This is a genomic window from Mumia xiangluensis, assembly GCF_010994095.1.
Taxonomy (GTDB): Bacteria; Actinomycetota; Actinomycetes; order Propionibacteriales; family Nocardioidaceae; genus Mumia; species Mumia xiangluensis.
The window spans coordinates 644,895-660,394 of the sequence record NZ_WJYO01000001.1 but is presented as its reverse complement, the minus strand read 5'-3'; the positions used below and the strand labels follow the sequence as shown (position 1 = coordinate 660,394).

The following is a 15,500-nucleotide window of genomic DNA, read 5'->3' as shown; positions in this document are numbered from 1 at the left end:
ACGGTAGAGCGCAGACGGCCTGCGGGCACGTGATCCCGGCGTGACGTCCATGACGTGAGCTGCTCGGGAAGTATCTGAACAACTCTCGACTTCGTCGCTCACCCTGTGACATATTGACTGCGAAATCCCGATGAAACGACGTTCCAGGAAGTGGAACACCGGCTTCAAGGAGCAGTCATGCGATCCCCCACCCGTACCACCACGACAGCCGTGGCCTTCGCTGCGGCAGTCGCTGCAGCGGCGATGGCAGGCAGCCCCGCCGCCGCCGACGAGACCTCGCCGTTCACCCGCACCATCGTCGCCGAGGACGCCGTAGGCCCGGCGTTCACCTCCGTCGACGACCTTGTCGGCGACTCCCGTCCCGAGCTGGTCTCGACCAGCTACGGCAAGCTCACGATGCAGGGCCCGGCCGCCTTCCCGGAGCCGGGCTCGGTCACGGTCTACGAGAACGCCGGCCCTCGCCGCGACGGCGGAGTCGGCTCGTGGAAGACGACCCCTGTGGTCGAGCCGTCGGACGGCATCATCTTCCCGAGCGAACCGACCCTCGCTGACGTCGACCGTGACGGCGACGTCGACATCATCCAGCCCGCCGGCTACTTCTGGGACAGCGGCATGGGCTTCAGCCGCGGGTCCCTGACGTGGTGGGAGAACCACGACACCCCCCGCAGCGTGCGCGAGATCCTCGCCCTCGCCAAGTGCCCGCTGACCTCGCGGACCCTCGAGGCGCTCAAGACGTGCATCGCCGAGCTGCGCGACTGGGAGCGGCACGACATCGTCACCGGCAGCCCGTTCGCCTACCACGACCTGCAGTTCGTCGACTTCGACGGCGACGGCCGCAAGGACATCGTCACGGTCGGCGAGCAGGGGTTCAACCCGTCCAGCACCACCGACGACGTCGTCGAGCTCCAGTTCTTCAAGGGCGACGGCAAGGGCGGCTTCGCCGAGCCCGTCGCGCTCGCCAACCGCGGTGGCAGCAGCCCGGTGGTGGCCGACGTCGACGGTGACGGCGACCTCGACATCGCCTCGGCGCAGTACTTCGGGGTCAGCCCCGTGGTCCTCGGCCCGCCGACCGGCGAGGCGTCGTTCGTGTGGTTCGAGCGCGTCGGTGACGCGACTGACGGCCTCTCCTCGTCCGACTTCGTCATGCACGAGATCAGCCGCGGACAGGGCCCGTCGTTCAGCATCCACAAGGCCGAGAACCTCTTCGGCGACGGGGTCGACCGCTGGGTCGGCGTCAACCACACGAACCTCGACAACGCAGGCCCGCCGGCCGTTCTCCGGGCCAAGCCGAACGTCTTCCTCCTGACCCCGGCCGCCGACCCGCGCGACCGCTGGACGGTCGCTCCGCTCGCCGCGGGCGTCGACCCGGGTGCGGAGTTCGTCGGCAGCACGCGACCGGGTCAGGCAGCTCCGGGCAAGACCGGGTTCGGTGACATCGACAACGACGGTGACACGGACCTCGCGGTGTCCGGCGACGGAGCGTTCCGTCTCTACTGGTTCGAGCAGACGGCCGCCGGGGTCTTCCAGCAGCGCCTGCTGCCGGAGTCCGAGGGCTGGGGTCAGGCCGGCGGCGCGAAGATCGCCGACCTCGACCGCAACGGCTCGAGCGACATCGTGTTCTCGAGCTTCGAGAACAACAAGATCGGGATCTGGAGCCACACCCCCTAGCGCTCACAGACCCTCGAAGGGCGGGCCGTCGATCATCGACGGCCCGCCCTTCGGCTTTTCCCCCTTGCGCCCTGACGCAGCGCCGTCTACGCTCCAGTTATACGTATATTGATACGCATACGAAAGCGGACTACGATGAGCGCATGCCGAACAAGACGATCTACGTCTCCGACAGCGATCTGCCCCTCTACCAACGGGCCCAGGAGCTCGTCGGAGGCAATCTCTCGAAGGCAATCTCGACAGCGCTCCGACGGTTCGTCGAAGCCGAGGAGGGCAAGCTGGAGGGTTTCTCGGAGATCACCGTCAAGGTCGGCGTCGGCAAGACCCAGCGCACCCGCTTCGTCGGCGTCCTCCTCGCCGAGTGGGGCCGCTCCACGAAGGACCGCGTGGAGCACTACCGCGTCTACCAGGGGCGTACGGGCAAGTTCGTCGTCCACACGGAGCGCAGCCCCGAGACGACCTGGACCGCCGGGGCCGACGGCAAGGCATCCGGCTGGCGCAAGTACGTCGCTTCCGACCAGACGTGGGGGACAGGAGCCGCGACCTCCACCGTCGACGTGTACGAGACAGCCGCCGACCTCGAGGCCCACGTCCCGGCCGAGCTCTACGCGCTCGTCAAGGCCACCGCCGACCATGCTCCGGTCGAGGACCTGGACGTCTGAGGTCTCGATCCTCCGCTAACGCTCCGGCCTCGACCAGCGGTCCGGGCCGCTCGACCAGCGGGCGGGCTTAACGCTCCGGCCTCGACCAGCGGGCGGGCTTAGCGCTCCGGCCTCGACCAGCGGGCGGGCTTAGCGCTCCGGCCTCGACCAGCGGGCGGGCTTAGCGCTCGGGCCTCGACCAGCGGGCGGGGCTCACGCTCCGGCCTCGACCAGCGGTCCGGGCCGCTCGACCAGCAGAACCCCAACGCCGCATCCCCGGCGGGCGCGAGCCTGCCCTCTTCCCAGAACGAGGAATCCCATCATGACCTCCACACCACCGCCACAACCGCCGGCGCTCGTCGCCGACGGCCTCCGCAAGTCGTACGGCGACAAGCTCGTCCTCGACAGCATCGACCTCACCGTCCCTCCCGGCACCGTCTTCGCGCTCCTCGGGCCGAACGGCGCGGGCAAGACCACCGCGGTCGAGATCCTGTCGACCCTCATCAGCCCGGATGCAGGCACCGCGCGCATCCTCGGCCACGACCTCGCGACCGAGCCGGATGCAGTCCGAGCCCGGATCGGCGTCACCGGCCAGTTCTCCGCGATCGACGGGCTGCTCACAGCCGAGGAGAACCTTCTCCTCATGGCAGACCTGGTGCACCTCGACCGTGAGGAGGGCCGCCGCCGTGCGACCGACCTTCTCGCGCGCTTCGACCTCACCGACGTGGCGAAGAATCGGGCGGCCACCTTCTCCGGCGGCATGAAGCGTCGCCTCGACCTCGCCATGACCCTGATCGGCGACCCGCAGCTGATCTTTCTCGACGAGCCGACCACCGGGCTCGACCCGCGCAGCCGCCGGGCCGTGTGGGACATCGTCCGCGAGCTGGTCGCCGACGGCGTGACGATCTTCCTGACCACCCAGTACCTCGAGGAGGCCGATCAGCTTGCCGACACGATCGCCGTGCTCGACCACGGCACCCTCGTCGCGCAGGGCACCAGTGCCGAGCTCAAGCGGCTCGTGCCGACCGGCCACGTGGAGGTCACGCTGACCGGGGGCGAGACGCGGCGGCTGCCGTACGGCGGCGACGTCCGCTCGCTGCGCACGATCCTCGACGAGCTCGATGCCGCTGATGAGCAGGTCGCCGACCTGGCGATCCACACGCCCGACCTCGACGACGTCTTCCTCGCCCTCACCGGCGACCCGCGCCCCACGGAGGCAGCACGATGAGCACGACCACCGCACCCGTCAACCGCCCGCAGATCGTCCGTGACTCGATGACGATGCTGCGGCGCAACCTCCTGCACTCCTGGCGCTACCCCGGCATGTCGGCGTGGGGAATCCTGCAGCCGGTGCTGTTCCTCGTGCTGTTCGGTGTGGTCTTCGGCGAGGCGTTCGGCGCCGGGGTCGGCACCGGCGGACGCTCGGCGTACATCACCTACATCACCCCCGCCATCCTCGCGATGACGATCTCGATCGGGTCGATGATGACGGCGGTGTCGGTCGCCTCGGACATGACCGAGGGTGTGATCGCCCGCTTCCGGACGATGGCGATCGCGCGGTCGTCGGTGCTGACGGGGCACGTGCTGGGCAGCCTGATCCTCAACGTGATCAGTCTCGTGCTGGTGCTGGGGTTCGCCTTCGTCATCGGCTACCGGGCCGACGGCGGAGCAGCCGGCGTGCTGGGTGCGCTCGGGCTGCTGATCGTCGTCGCGTACGCCCTCACGTGGCTGGGTGTCGCGCTCGGGCTGAGCAGCAAGACCGTCGAGGGAGCGAGCAACGTGATCCTTCCGGTCATGCTGCTGCCGTTCTTCGGCAGCGGGTTCGTGCCGGTCGAGACGATGCCGAGCGGCATCCGGTGGTTCGCCGAGTACCAGCCGTTCACACCCATCATCGAGACGGTCCGAGCGCTGCTCGAGGGGACCGGAGTCGACGGCTCGCAGCTCCTCCTCGCGCTCGGGTGGACCGTGCTGATCGGTGTCGGCGGCTACGTGTGGTCGCGGGCGCTCTACCGTCGCGACGCCGTGCGCCGCTGACCGCGGACGAACACGACCGTACGACCCGGGCCGGGCGCCGATGAGTTCGGCGACCCGGCCCGGTCGTTCCTGAGAGCTTCCGCGAAGGAGAACCATGGATCTGCAGTCCCGTGTCACCGAAGCCGTCACCCCGTTCGCCGATCGGTCCGAGCCGCCGGGACTCGCCTGGCTGGTGGTGCGCGGCGACGAGGTCGCCGTCGGCGCATACGGGTCGTACGGGCCCGACGACCGCAGGCCCGTGCGCGTCGACACGCCCTTCCGCATCTCGTCGGTGACGAAGCCCGTGGTCGCCGCGGCGGCGCTGTCGCTCCTCAACGACCACACGCTCAGGCTGGACGCGCCGGTCGAGCGATGGCTGCCGGAGCTCGCGGAGCGCCGCGTCCTGAGCGACCCCTCCGGTCCGCTGGACGACACCGTCCCGGCCGGCCGCCCGATCACGGTCGCCGACGTGCTCGAGCTCCGGCTCGGCATCGGACTCGACTTCACCGGCCCGTTCCCGGGTCCGGTGCTCTCGGCGCTCGCGGGTCTCGGGCTGCAGGCGGGACCTCCGTCCCCACAGACCAACCCGGACCCCAATGCGTGGATGCGAGCGGTCGGGTCGGTGCCGCTGTCCTACCAGCCGGGGGAGCGCTGGCTCTACCACACCGGGTGCGAGGTCCTCGGCGTCCTCGTCGCTCGGGCGGCCGGCGCCCCGCTGCCGGACGTGCTTGCCCAGCGCGTGCTCGACCCGCTCGGGATGACGAGCACCAGCTTCGGTGTACGCCCGGGGCTGGCCGTCGAGCTGGGCCCGCACTGGCTGCCGGGTGACGGCGGCGCGCTCACCCCGTACGACCCGGCTGACGGGCAGTGGTCGAAGCCCCCCGCGTTCCCCAACGGCGGCGACGGCCTGGTCTCGACGGTCTCCGACCTGGCCGCGTTCGGGCGCATGCTGCGTGCGGGTGGCGTCACCGACGACGGCACCCGCGTGCTGTCGGCCGAGATCATCGCGGAGGCGACCAGGCCACGGGTCGGTCAGATCGACGCCGACGGTCTGTCCGACTGGGGGCTCGGGTTCGGCGTGAAGACCGGCGACCAGCCCGACGGCCGCCGCACCGGGTCGTACGGGTGGGACGGCGGCATGGGCTCGACGCTGTGGATCGATCCGGACGCCGACATTGTGGCCGTGCTCCTCACGAACCAGATGTGGTCCTCGCCGCAGCCCACCCCGGTGTTCGAGGCGTTCTGGCGCGCGGCGTGGGAGTGACCCTCAGCCGGACACGCTGATGACGATCTTGCCGAGCACGTCGCCGGCGACCAGCCTGCGCATCGCGTCGGGCATCGCGTCGAGTGACGAGGTGCTGTCGATCACCGGACGTATCTCCCCGCGTGCCGCGAGGTCGGCGACCGTTGCGAGGTCGGCAGCCTTCGTGACCGAGATGAACGACGTGAGGCGCTGGCGGAGGAAGGGCGACCAGACCAGCACGATCATCTGACGCTCCAGGCCGCCGAGCCATCGCCCGCCGCCCTCGCCACCGGTGATGACGAGCGTCCCGCGCGGTGTGAGGAGCCGTCGCAGACGGGAGAGCGGGCGCCGCCCGCCGATGTCGATGACGACGTCGAAGCGGCCGTCGACACTGCTGAGGTCGTCGCGCGTGTAGTCGAGGACCGGGTCCGCCCCGAGCGCTCGCACGCCCTCGACCTTGTCGGTGCGGCAGACGCCGGCGACCTCGGCGCCGAGCGAGCGCGCGATCTGGACGGCGTACGTGCCGACCCCGCCGGACGCCCCGATGACGAGGACGCGGTCTCCCGCCTTCACCCGGCCCACGTCCCGGACCGCCTGGAGCGCGGTCACGGCCGAGACGGGGAGGGCGGCGGCCTCGGCGAACGAGAGCTCGTCCGGCTTCGCGACGAGATGCTTGACCTTGGCCCGCGCGCGTTCGGCGTAGACAGCCCTGCCGGCGCCGAGGACCGCGTCACCGACGGCGAGCTCCGAGACGCCGTCGCCGACGGCCGCGACCACGCCGGCGACCTCGATGCCGAGAGGCCACCGTGGTCGCCGGATCCCCATCGCGGCACGACCGACGAGCGGCAGTCCGGTCATGAGGTGCCAGGCACCGCGCTCGAGGCCGGCCGCTCGGACGTCGAGCACGACCTCGCCCTTCGCGGGAGCCGGGTCGGGCACGTCCCGGAGCTGGAGCGCATCCGCGTCGCCGTACTCGTCCTGCACGATCGCTTTCACGTGAATCACAACCTTACGTTGTAAGGACAGACCTCCACGCTAGCCTTACGGTGTAAGTCAGCGCAACCCGCATGCAGGAGAAGCTCATGTCACGGCGTCCACCCCTGACCCGCGCCCTCGTGCTCCAGACGGCCGTGGCACTTGCAGACGAGTCGGGGGCCGCGTCGCTCACGATGCGGGCGCTCGCGCGCGAGCTGGGGGTCGAGGCGATGTCGCTCTACCACCACGTCGCCAACAAGGACGCCCTGCTCGACGGGATGGTCGACCTCGTCTTCGCGGAGATCGACCTGCCGGTCGCCGGCACGGACTGGCGTGCTGAGATCCGCAGGCGCTGCATGTCCGCTCGCGAGGTCCTCCTGCGCCACCCGTGGGCGGTCGGGTTCGTCGAGTCGCGGTCGGCTCCCGCGCCCGCGACCCTGCGGCACCACGAAGCCGTCCTCGCCTGCCTCCGCCAGGGCGGCTTCTCCGTCGTCCTCGCCGCCCACGCCTTCGCGCTGCTCGACGCGCAGCTGTTCGGGCAGGTCGTCCAGGAGATCAACCTCCCGTTCAGCGACGGGGACGGCGCCGCGGACGTCGCGGGCGAGTTCCTCGGCGACGTCGCTCCCCACGACCTTCCGTACCTGACGGAGATCGCTGTGGAGCACGTCATGAAGCCGGGCTACGCGTTCGGCGACGAGTACGCGTACGGGCTCGACCTGATCCTCGACGCCCTCGAGCAGCGTCGGCTCGCCGAGGCCGTGACGGACAGCTGACCCCCTGTCGTACGGTCGGGCCATGAGTTCACGGATCTCGCACACGACCATCGACGCGCACGACGCCTACGCCCAGTCCGAGTGGTGGAAGCAGGTGCTGGTCGGCTACACGGACGTCCCCGGCGATCCGAACGAGCCCGGCCACGAGGAGTGCATGATCGTGCCGCCCGCCGACGGGAGCGCCGGCGCGGCAGGACCGGTGCTGTTCATCGAGGTGCCCGAGGGCAAGTCCATCAAGAACCGCATCCACCTCGACCTGCGCCCGACCGATCGCTCCCGTGACGCCGAGGTCGAGCGCGTCCTCGCTCTCGGGGCCACGCAGCTCGGCGACTTCCGCCGGCCCGACGGCACGGGATGGATCACGCTCGCCGACCCGGAAGGCAACGAGTTCTGCATCCTGCGCAGCGACGCGGAGGTCGCCGAGCAGGACGGGTGAGCGAGCGGGAGTCGGGCCGCGGGGCTATCGCGGAGACCTGAACCCCGCCGCCTCCGCCGCGGCGGCTGTCGCGAAGCACTCCTCGGGCACCGTCCTGGCGTACCAGCGGGTGCCCGGCAGGTGGTAGATCCGGTCCCCGCCTCCGCCGGGCACGTTGCCCTTGACCGGCTTCGCGGCCGGGCACGCGCTCGCGTCGACAGCCGCGGTCGCCGGCGGGCTCGACGACGCACCCTTCGCGAACCCTGCTGCGTACGACCAGACCGACTCCGGCAGCGGCTCGAGATCGGCCGGCGAGCCCACGACGCGCGTGCACCCGTCGAGGACGCGGACGATCGCCGCCTTCATCGGAGCGGTCACCCGCAGGGCGTACGCGGCGGCGACACGGGTGAAGCGGATGACGTAGGTGCAGCGGTACCGCTTGTGGGGAGGCAGCCACGCGTCTGGGCCGGAGTCGGACTTGCTGGAGTTGGTCGGCCCGTCGACGGCGAGGAGGTTGAGCGGGTCGTTCGCGAACGCGACGCGCTTGCCGACGGGCCACTGCTGCGCGCCGAGCTGCCAGCTCAGCGAGAGCGGGACCACGTGGTCGATCTGCACCGCTGCCGCGTCGGCCTTGCGGAAGGCGATCGTCGAGCCGGTGTAGGGGTCGTCGAGACTCCCGGCGACGACCACGCACGCGTTGCGCTTCTCGGGGTCGCGCAGGTCGCGGGCGAGCACGTTGTCGCGAGTGCCGCAGCCGGTGCGGGTGACGTCGGCCCACGCCTGGCCGTACTGGCGGACCCGGTCGTAGCCGGTCTTCGGTGCGCGGCCGGCGACCTCGAGCCCGTCCAGCATCGTGCGCGCCCTCGTCACCTGGTCGGCGACCTCCGCAGGCGCGGCGGTCTCGGTCGCCCCCTGCGCCGCCAGGTCGCCGTCCACCGGACCGCAGCCCGAGAGCACAAGGAGGGCGGCAGCAGCAGCCAGGACGAGGCGGGTCGCACGGAGGGGCACCCGATGGTTCTACAGCACGGGACCGACAGCACGGGACAGACAGCACGGGACAGAGAGCACGGGAGGGACACAAGGGCGCGGCACTCCCGGCAGCGCTACCGTCGGTCTCATGGACACCGAGTGGCAGGACCCCCACGCGGTCTCGCTGATGCTGGACGACCTCGAGACGTGGGCCGTCGTCGGGCTGTCGGGCGACCGGTCGCGCACGGCGTACCGGATCGCCGAAGCCCTCCAGTCCCGCGGCAAGCGCATCGTCCCGATCCATCCCGACGCACCGACGGTGCTGGGGGAGAAGGGGTACGCGACGCTGGCGGACGTCCCGTTCCCCGTGGACGTCGTCGACGTGTTCCGGCGCTCGGAGGCAGCGGGTCCGTTCGCCGACGAGGCCGTGGCGATCGGCGCCAAGGGTGTCTGGTTCCAGCTCGGCGTCATCGACGAGGCGGCGTTCGAGCGGACCCGGGCGGCAGGCGTCGCCATGGTGATGGACACCTGTCCTCTGATCGAGTGGTCGCGCACCGATCGGGGGACAGGAGCATCGTGAGCCCGGCGGCGACCGGCCCCCTCGTCGTTCCCCCCGGCCCCGGGATCCCCCGCGGGCTGGTCGTCCCTGAGCACGAGATCGACGAGCGCTTCTCGCGGTCGCCGGGCCCCGGCGGGCAGTCGGTGAACACGACGGACAGCCGCGTCGAGATCGTCTTCGACGTCGCCGCGTCCGAGACGCTGACGCCGCAGCAGCGTGATCGCGTCCTGGCTGCGGTCGGTCCACGGATCAGCGTGACCGCGTCCGAGCACCGGTCCCAGCTGCGCAACCGGGTCGCGGCCCGCGAACGTCTCGCGGAACGCCTCCGGACCGCGCTCGCGCCCCCGCCCCGACCACGGGTGGCGACTAAGCCCACCCGCGGGTCGCAGCGGCGCCGGGTCGAGGCGAAGCGCCGACGGTCGGTGACCAAGTCCCACCGCGGCCGCGTGCGGGACGAGTAGCCCCCCGCTGGTTGAGCGAGCGCAGCGAGTCGAAACCCACCCCCCGCTGGTTGAGCGAGCGCCCCCCCGCTGGTTGAGCGAGCGCAGCGAGTCGAAACCCGCCCCCCGCTGGTTGAGCGAGCGCAGCGAGTCGAAACCCCCCGGCGCTACTCTCGACCTCATGACCGACGAGCACCCCGAGAACACCGGCCCGGACCGCTGGACCGACGAGGCGAAGGACTCGTTCGTCCGCGCCGCCGAGGCCCTCACCTCCGCACTCCGCACCCACACCGTCGCGGTCGCTGCGGCCGGCTCCGACGCCGACGTCGCCACGATCAGCGCCGCGAAGGACGCGCTCGCCGTCGCGCTGGAGGCGTACGACGAGGCGCAGTACGACTACAGCGGCACGTTCCCGCCGTTCGCGATCATCGAGGAGGACGTCGACGACGAGCACGACCACGCGCACGACGACGACTCCGACGCGGCGCCGCTCCTCGACGAGGCCATCACCGGGGTGACGATCCTCCAGCGCACCGACTACCGGATCACCGACCCGCAGGCGGTCCTCGCGGCCGGCATCGTCGCGCAGCGTGCCGCGCCGGACGAGATCGAGGGGCCGGTGAACGATCTTGGTGCCGCCCTGTACGCCCTCGCGCACGGCAGCGGGCCGGGTGGCTGGAGTCGCCTCGGCGACACGTCCGGAGTCGATCCGGTCGCCCAGGTGACGCTCGCCGTCGCCAACGAGGGACTGCTCCCGGGAGACCCCGACGAGTGGCCCGAGGACTCGCTCAGCGTCGAGGAGGGCGAGCTGATCTTCCAGGAGGGCGCGACCTGGGTGGACTGACCGGCGTCGGCCCGGCTCACGAGCCGGGCCGCACCATCCACCGCTCGGGTTCGTCGACCACCGCGAAGCCGTACCTCTCGTAGAGCCCGTGGGCGTCGGCGGTGGCGAGCACCGCCCGGCGCAGGTGCATCGCGTCGAGGGCAGCGACGACGCTGTCCAGCAGCAGGACACCGACTCCCTGGCCCCGCGCAGCCGGAGCCACGAACACGTCGCACAGCCACGCGAACGTCACCCGGTCGGTCACGACTCGGGCGTACGCGACCTGTTCGCCCGCGGCGTCGTACGCCCCGAAGTTGAGCGAGCCGTCGATGGCCGCGTCCTGCACCTCGCGAGTCCGCCCGAGCGCCCAGTACGCACCCTCGCTGAGCCAGGTGTGGATGCGGGCGCGGTCGAGCAGCGCGGGGTCGTCGGAGACGGCGTACGGCGCTGGCGCGGGATCGGCAGTCACTGCGTCACGGTACGACACGGATGCCCGCACCCGACCGCATGCACCGCCCCTTGAAAGTTAATTCCATTAGCCGTACGGTGATGCATATGAGCCACAGCACCGACACAGACTTCCAGCACCTCACCGTCCCCGAGGGCCGCATCGCCTACACGGACGCCGGCGCGGGTCGGCTCGTCGTCCTCGTCCCCGGCATGGGCGACCTCCGCGCGACGTACGCGCTCCTCACCCCGGCACTGGTCGACGCCGGATATCGCGTCGTCGTCACCGACCTGCGCGGCCACGGCGACTCCGACACCGACTTCCGCGCCTACGGCGACGCCGTCACCGCGTCCGACCTCGTCGCGCTCGTCGAGCACCTCGCCTCCGGCCCGGCCGTCCTCGTCGGCAACTCGATGGGCGGGTCCGCTGCCCTCATCGCGGCCGCCGACCGGCCCGAGCTCGTCGCCGGCGTCGTCACACTGTCCGGCTTCTACCGCGAGCCTGTCTCGCCGGCCGTGAGCTCTCTGCTGCGCCTCGTCTACCGGGTCCTCTTCGCCCGCCCGTGGGGCGCCGCCGTCTGGTCCTGGTACGTGCGGTCGGCCCTCAGCAAAGGCCGCCCGACGCCAGACCTCGACGCACGGATCGCGCTCCTGCGCGAGACCTTCAGCGACCCCGCCCACCTCCGGGCGTTCCGTCGCCTCACCACGGCGCTCGACCACCGGGAGACGGAGGCGCGCCTCCCCGACGTCCGTACGCCGGTCCTGGCCGTCTTCGGCGACACCGACCCCGACTTCTCCGACCCCGAGTCCGAGCTCGCGTTCGCCCGCGAGAGCGTGGGCGCCGAGGGTGTCGTGCTCGGCGGGGTCGGGCACTACCCGCAGCTCCAGGCCGCCGGCGACGTCCTCGCACTGCTGCTGCCGTTCCTCGCCTCGGCGACGCACCGGAGCGGCGCCGATGCCTAGGGTCGGCCTCAACCGCGACCGCGTGGTGGCGGTCGCCCTCGACGTGGTCGACGCCGGCGGCCGTACGGGTTTCGCCGACCTCACGCTCGCCGCGGTCGCGTCGGAGGCGGGGGTCTCGACCCCTAGCCTCTACAAGCACGTCGCCTCCCTCGCCGACCTCCGCCGTGAGGTCGCCGTGCACGCGGTGGGGGAGCTGGTCCGCACGACGAGCCGCGCGACTGTCGGCCGGTCGGGTCCGGACGCGATCCGGTCGCTCGGCCACGCGATGCGTGACTACGCGACGGTGCATCCCGGCCGGTACGCCGCCCTGCAGGTCGCAGCCGACCCGGACGACCCCGCGGACGCGGCCCTCGCCACGGTCGGTGCGGAGGCGGTCGCCGTGCTGGCAGCGGTGCTGCGCGGGGCGGGTGCGCCGGACGACCACCTCGTCGACGCCGTACGCATCTTCCGCTCGGCCGTCCACGGCTTCGTCACCCTCGAGCTCGACCTCGGCTTCCGCCTCCCGGAGGACCTCGACACGACGTTCGACACCCTGCTCGACGTCGTCATCCTCGGTCTCGCCGCGGTCAACACCGCGCAGGGCGACCTCTCGCCGTCGGGAGCACCCTCATGAGCGCGGCCACCCACACCGCAACGTCCACGCCGAGCCGTACGCGGACCTGGACTGTCACCGCCTTCGTCGCGTCGGGCACGCTGTTCGCGCTGTTCCCGATCCTGCGACCCTGGGCCGACGAGACCACACCGTCTGCCGACCTCGTGGCCGCGTTCGGCTCCGGCCGCTGGATCCTCGCCCACCTGTGCGGCATCGCCGGGCTCACACTGCTCGCGCCCGCACTGCTCGGGCTCCGTTCGCTGCTCGCCGGGACCGCCGGAGCAGTCGTCGCCGGCTGGGCGGTCGGGACGGCGTGGGCCGGCGCCGCGTTCGCCGGCCTCTACTTCGGCGCCGAGATCTTCGGCATCCACGTGCTCGCCACCGAGACGCCCGGTGGGCAGGCGCTGCTCGACGTGGTCACGACGCTGCGGGAGCAGCCGGTCGCCGTCACGCTGTTCGGGGTCGGGCTGCTGCTCCTCGCCGCGGCGGGGGTGCTGGCCGCGGTCGCGATCGCTCGGTCCGGCCGCTACCCGAGGGCCAGCGGTGTCCTGCTCGCGGTCGCGCTCGTCCTCGTGCTGCCGCAGTTCTGGGGTGGTCCTGCGCTGCGCATCGGCCACGGACTCCTGTACGCCGCGGGGTGCGGTGTCGTCGCGTACGTCCTGTCGCGCCGCCGCTCGTGAGCTCACGGAAAGCGCGTTCCCTCTAGCGGAACACCGTTCCTATCATATACGTTCCTCGCATGACGACCGCGGTGATCACCGGCAGCAGCAAGGGAATCGGCTACGGACTGGCGGAGGAGTTCCGCCGCCGTGGCCACGACGTGGTGGTGAGCGGACGCGGCCAGGAGTCGGTCGCCGACGCTGCCAAGCGGATCGAGCAGGTCGAAGGCTCCGGACGCGTGCTCGGCGTGCCGTGCGACGTGTCCGACCCGGCCTCGGTCCAGGCGCTGTGGGACGCGGCCGCCGGCGAGCTCGGCGGGGTCGACGTGTGGATCAACAACGCCGGCGTCGCTCGTACGGTGCACCCCGTCGTCGACCTCCGGCCCGAGTGGATCGTCGAGATGGTCAGCTCCAACATGGTCGGCACGATCCTCGGCAGCCGTGTCGCCGTACGCGGCATGACGGCGCAGGGGCACGGCCAGCTGATCAACATCCTCGGCGGTGGGTCGCACGGCAAGATCCGCCCGGGCATGACGGTGTACGGGTCGACGAAGCGCGGCCTGCGCGCCTTCACCGAGGCGCTGGTGCGCGAGACGGCCGGCGGACCCGTGACGATCGCGTCGATCAGCCCCGGGGTCGTCGTCACCGACGGGATGGTTCGCGAGGCCCACGAGCTCGGCCAGGAGGGGTTCGCGAGGGTCCGCAAGCAGATGAACGTCATCGCCGACCCGGTCAGCGTGGCCGCACCAGCGATCGTCGACATGATCGAGTCGAAGCCGAAGCACGGTGCGACCCTCCGTCGCGTCAGCGGTCTCGACATCGGACTGCGCTTCGCGAAGGGCGGCAAGGGTCGCGACGTCTTCGCCGAGGTCGGGCTCTAGCCGAAGACCGTCCCCTCGAGGAACGCGTTGCGGAAGCACCCCTCGGGATCCAGTCGGCCGGCGAGGCGCACGAAGTCGGGAAGCCGCGGGTAGAGCTCGCCGAGTGCCCCACGACCCAGGGTGAACCACTTGCCCCAGTGCGGCCTCGCCGCGTACGGCGCCAGCGCACCCTCGACCTCCGGCAGCAGGCGGCGTACGGCGTCGGGCTCCCGGACGAGGGTGAAGTGGATCGCCACCGTGTCGCGCCCGTACGACGGGCTCAGCCAGAGGTCGTCGCCCGGCATGGTCCGGATCTCGGTGACCTGGAGCAGCGGGTCGATCCGGGCGCCGATCGTCCGCAAGGCCGCGAACGCCTCCGCGGCTCGGTCACGCGGCAGGAGGTACTCGGCCTGGATCTCCGCGCCGACGCTGGGCGTGAACCCCATCCGGAAGTGCGGCAGGCGCTCGAACCACGGCCCACCGACGCCGCCCTGCACGGTGGCGTGGACCGGGTCGATGCCGAGAATCGGATGCTGGTCTGCGGTCGCCGCCGCACCCCACGGCACGGACGGCTCGGTCGGACGCCGGCTCTTCATCCACACCTGGTCGACCACGTCCGTGCCCCACCGCGTGAAGAGACTGACGCTGTCGGCTGCGGACGAGATCGCGTCGAAGTCGCCGAGCACCGTCTCCCACGGGACCGCGTTGCGCACGAACTGGTGCACGTCGTACGCCGGCTCCACGCGCAACGTCACCCGCGTGACGATCCCGAGCGCCCCCAGGCTCACGACGGCGCCGGCGAAGTCGGGGTCGCCCTCACGCAGCGTGACGAGGTCACCGTCCGGACCGACGAGCTCCAGCGCGACGACCGCGTCGGAGAGCGTGGGGATCCGGTCTCCCGACCCGTGCGTGCCGGTCGCGACCGCGCCCGCGACCGAGATGTGCGGGAGGGACGCCATCGCTCCGAGCGCCCACCCGGCGTCGTGCAGCACGGGCGCAAGGTCGCCGTAGCGCATCCCCGCGCCGACGGTCGCCGTACGCGCGTCGGGGTCCACGACCACGTCGGCCGGGATCGCGTCGAGGCTGACCAGCACGCCAGGGGAGTCGGCGAGGTCGTGGAACGCGTGCCGGGTGCCGAGCGCACGGATGCGAGGCGCCGCCGCGACGAGCCGCCGCAGCTCGTCCACGCCCGCCGGGCGGTGCAGGGCAGCTGCCTCGTACGTGTGGGTCTCGGCCCAGTTGCGTCCCGGCGTCGTCACCCCTCCACGGTCGCACGTGCGGGACCGAAAGAGCCGCCCGAACGCACGAGATCCCGGTCAGGAATCCTGACCGGGATCTCGACTGTGCGCGAGGGGGGATTTGAACCCCCACGCCCTTTCGGACACTGGCACCTGAAGCCAGCGCGTCTGCCATTCCGCCACTCGCGCGAGTGCGAGGCAACTCTAACAGCCGTCCCCAAC

At 71.6% G+C, this 15,500-nt stretch carries 18 protein-coding genes and 1 tRNA gene; 14 read left to right on the top strand and 5 right to left on the bottom strand.

Annotation, left to right across the window (positions count from 1 at the left end; translation table 11 throughout):
• Positions 1-177 precede the first annotated feature (177 nt).
• From GH747_RS03020 to GH747_RS03000, 5 genes are all read left to right on the top strand, one after another.
• Complete coding sequence (locus tag GH747_RS03020; RefSeq protein ID WP_149768065.1) at positions 178-1,668, top strand: FG-GAP repeat domain-containing protein; 1,491 nt, start codon at positions 178-180, stop codon at positions 1,666-1,668.
• A 143-nt stretch (positions 1,669-1,811) separates the two neighbouring features.
• Positions 1,812-2,330 carry an EXLDI protein gene (locus GH747_RS03015; protein ID WP_149768064.1) on the top strand — a complete coding sequence of 173 codons (519 nt, stop codon included), beginning with the start codon at positions 1,812-1,814 and terminating at the stop codon, positions 2,328-2,330.
• Positions 2,331-2,631: 301 nt separating this feature from the next.
• On the top strand, positions 2,632-3,537 hold the full coding sequence (locus GH747_RS03010; RefSeq protein ID WP_149768063.1) for an ABC transporter ATP-binding protein: 906 nt from the start codon (positions 2,632-2,634) through the stop codon (positions 3,535-3,537).
• Positions 3,534-4,343 carry an ABC transporter permease gene (locus GH747_RS03005; RefSeq protein WP_149768062.1) on the top strand — a complete coding sequence of 270 codons (810 nt, stop codon included), beginning with the start codon at positions 3,534-3,536 and terminating at the stop codon, positions 4,341-4,343. The genes GH747_RS03010 and GH747_RS03005 overlap by 4 nt, the downstream gene beginning before the upstream one ends.
• Before the next feature lie 94 nt (positions 4,344-4,437).
• Positions 4,438-5,586 carry a serine hydrolase domain-containing protein gene (locus GH747_RS03000; RefSeq protein WP_149768061.1) on the top strand — a complete coding sequence of 383 codons (1,149 nt, stop codon included), beginning with the start codon at positions 4,438-4,440 and terminating at the stop codon, positions 5,584-5,586.
• Positions 5,587-5,589: 3 nt separating this feature from the next.
• Here GH747_RS03000 and GH747_RS02995 read toward each other — a convergent pair whose 3' ends face one another.
• Positions 5,590-6,561, bottom strand: coding sequence for an NAD(P)-dependent alcohol dehydrogenase (locus GH747_RS02995; RefSeq protein ID WP_149768060.1), 972 nt, complete (start codon positions 6,559-6,561; stop codon positions 5,590-5,592).
• Between the two features lie 86 nt (positions 6,562-6,647).
• Between GH747_RS02995 and GH747_RS02990 the strand changes: the two genes are divergently transcribed.
• Both GH747_RS02990 and GH747_RS02985 read left to right on the top strand, forming a co-directional pair.
• A complete protein-coding gene (locus tag GH747_RS02990; protein ID WP_228552745.1) occupies positions 6,648-7,313 on the top strand; it encodes a TetR/AcrR family transcriptional regulator C-terminal domain-containing protein in 666 nt (221 codons plus the stop codon).
• A gap of 22 nt (positions 7,314-7,335) precedes the next feature.
• Entirely contained in the window at positions 7,336-7,749 is a 414-nt protein-coding gene (locus GH747_RS02985; RefSeq protein ID WP_149768058.1) for a VOC family protein, read from the top strand.
• A 24-nt stretch (positions 7,750-7,773) separates the two neighbouring features.
• On the opposite strand, the gene GH747_RS02980 is transcribed toward GH747_RS02985, so the two are convergent.
• Complete coding sequence (locus GH747_RS02980; protein WP_163695264.1) at positions 7,774-8,736, bottom strand: HNH endonuclease family protein; 963 nt, start codon at positions 8,734-8,736, stop codon at positions 7,774-7,776.
• A gap of 109 nt (positions 8,737-8,845) precedes the next feature.
• Here GH747_RS02980 and GH747_RS02975 point away from each other — a divergent pair, with 109 nt between their 5' ends.
• The 3 genes from GH747_RS02975 to GH747_RS02965 all read left to right on the top strand — a co-directional run bounded on the left by GH747_RS02975 (position 8,846) and on the right by GH747_RS02965 (position 10,540).
• The gene (locus GH747_RS02975; RefSeq protein WP_149768057.1) at positions 8,846-9,277 is read left to right on the top strand and encodes a CoA-binding protein; all 432 of its coding nucleotides are present in this window, start codon (positions 8,846-8,848) and stop codon (positions 9,275-9,277) included.
• Positions 9,274-9,717, top strand: coding sequence for an alternative ribosome rescue aminoacyl-tRNA hydrolase ArfB (gene arfB, locus GH747_RS02970; RefSeq protein WP_149768056.1), 444 nt, complete (start codon positions 9,274-9,276; stop codon positions 9,715-9,717). Before GH747_RS02975 ends, arfB begins: the two co-directional genes overlap by 4 nt.
• Before the next feature lie 160 nt (positions 9,718-9,877).
• Positions 9,878-10,540 (top strand): hypothetical protein, encoded by a 663-nt coding sequence (locus GH747_RS02965; protein ID WP_149768055.1) that lies wholly within the window; start codon positions 9,878-9,880, stop codon positions 10,538-10,540.
• Between the two features lie 16 nt (positions 10,541-10,556).
• Here GH747_RS02965 and GH747_RS02960 read toward each other — a convergent pair whose 3' ends face one another.
• A complete protein-coding gene (locus GH747_RS02960) occupies positions 10,557-10,988 on the bottom strand; it encodes a GNAT family N-acetyltransferase (protein WP_149768054.1) in 432 nt (143 codons plus the stop codon).
• Between the two features lie 86 nt (positions 10,989-11,074).
• Here GH747_RS02960 and GH747_RS02955 point away from each other — a divergent pair, with 86 nt between their 5' ends.
• Genes GH747_RS02955 through GH747_RS02940 form a run of 4 tightly spaced genes read left to right on the top strand, consistent with a single transcriptional unit; the run spans position 11,075 to position 14,061 of the window.
• Complete coding sequence (locus GH747_RS02955) at positions 11,075-11,929, top strand: alpha/beta fold hydrolase (RefSeq protein WP_163695262.1); 855 nt, start codon at positions 11,075-11,077, stop codon at positions 11,927-11,929.
• On the top strand, positions 11,922-12,542 hold the full coding sequence (locus tag GH747_RS02950; RefSeq protein ID WP_149768052.1) for a TetR/AcrR family transcriptional regulator: 621 nt from the start codon (positions 11,922-11,924) through the stop codon (positions 12,540-12,542). The genes GH747_RS02955 and GH747_RS02950 overlap by 8 nt, the downstream gene beginning before the upstream one ends.
• Positions 12,539-13,201 carry a hypothetical protein gene (locus GH747_RS02945; protein WP_149768051.1) on the top strand — a complete coding sequence of 221 codons (663 nt, stop codon included), beginning with the start codon at positions 12,539-12,541 and terminating at the stop codon, positions 13,199-13,201. The genes GH747_RS02950 and GH747_RS02945 overlap by 4 nt, the downstream gene beginning before the upstream one ends.
• A 59-nt stretch (positions 13,202-13,260) precedes the next feature.
• Positions 13,261-14,061, top strand: a complete 801-nt coding sequence (locus GH747_RS02940; RefSeq protein WP_149768050.1) for an SDR family oxidoreductase — start codon at positions 13,261-13,263, stop codon at positions 14,059-14,061.
• Here GH747_RS02940 and GH747_RS02935 read toward each other — a convergent pair.
• Both GH747_RS02935 and GH747_RS02930 read right to left on the bottom strand, forming a co-directional pair.
• The gene (locus GH747_RS02935; RefSeq protein WP_149768049.1) at positions 14,058-15,299 is read right to left on the bottom strand and encodes a D-arabinono-1,4-lactone oxidase; all 1,242 of its coding nucleotides are present in this window, start codon (positions 15,297-15,299) and stop codon (positions 14,058-14,060) included. The two genes, GH747_RS02940 and GH747_RS02935, sit on opposite strands and share 4 nt — an antisense overlap.
• An 85-nt stretch (positions 15,300-15,384) precedes the next feature.
• Positions 15,385-15,467: transfer RNA gene (locus tag GH747_RS02930), tRNA-Leu, on the bottom strand.
• Positions 15,468-15,500 lie beyond the last annotated feature (33 nt).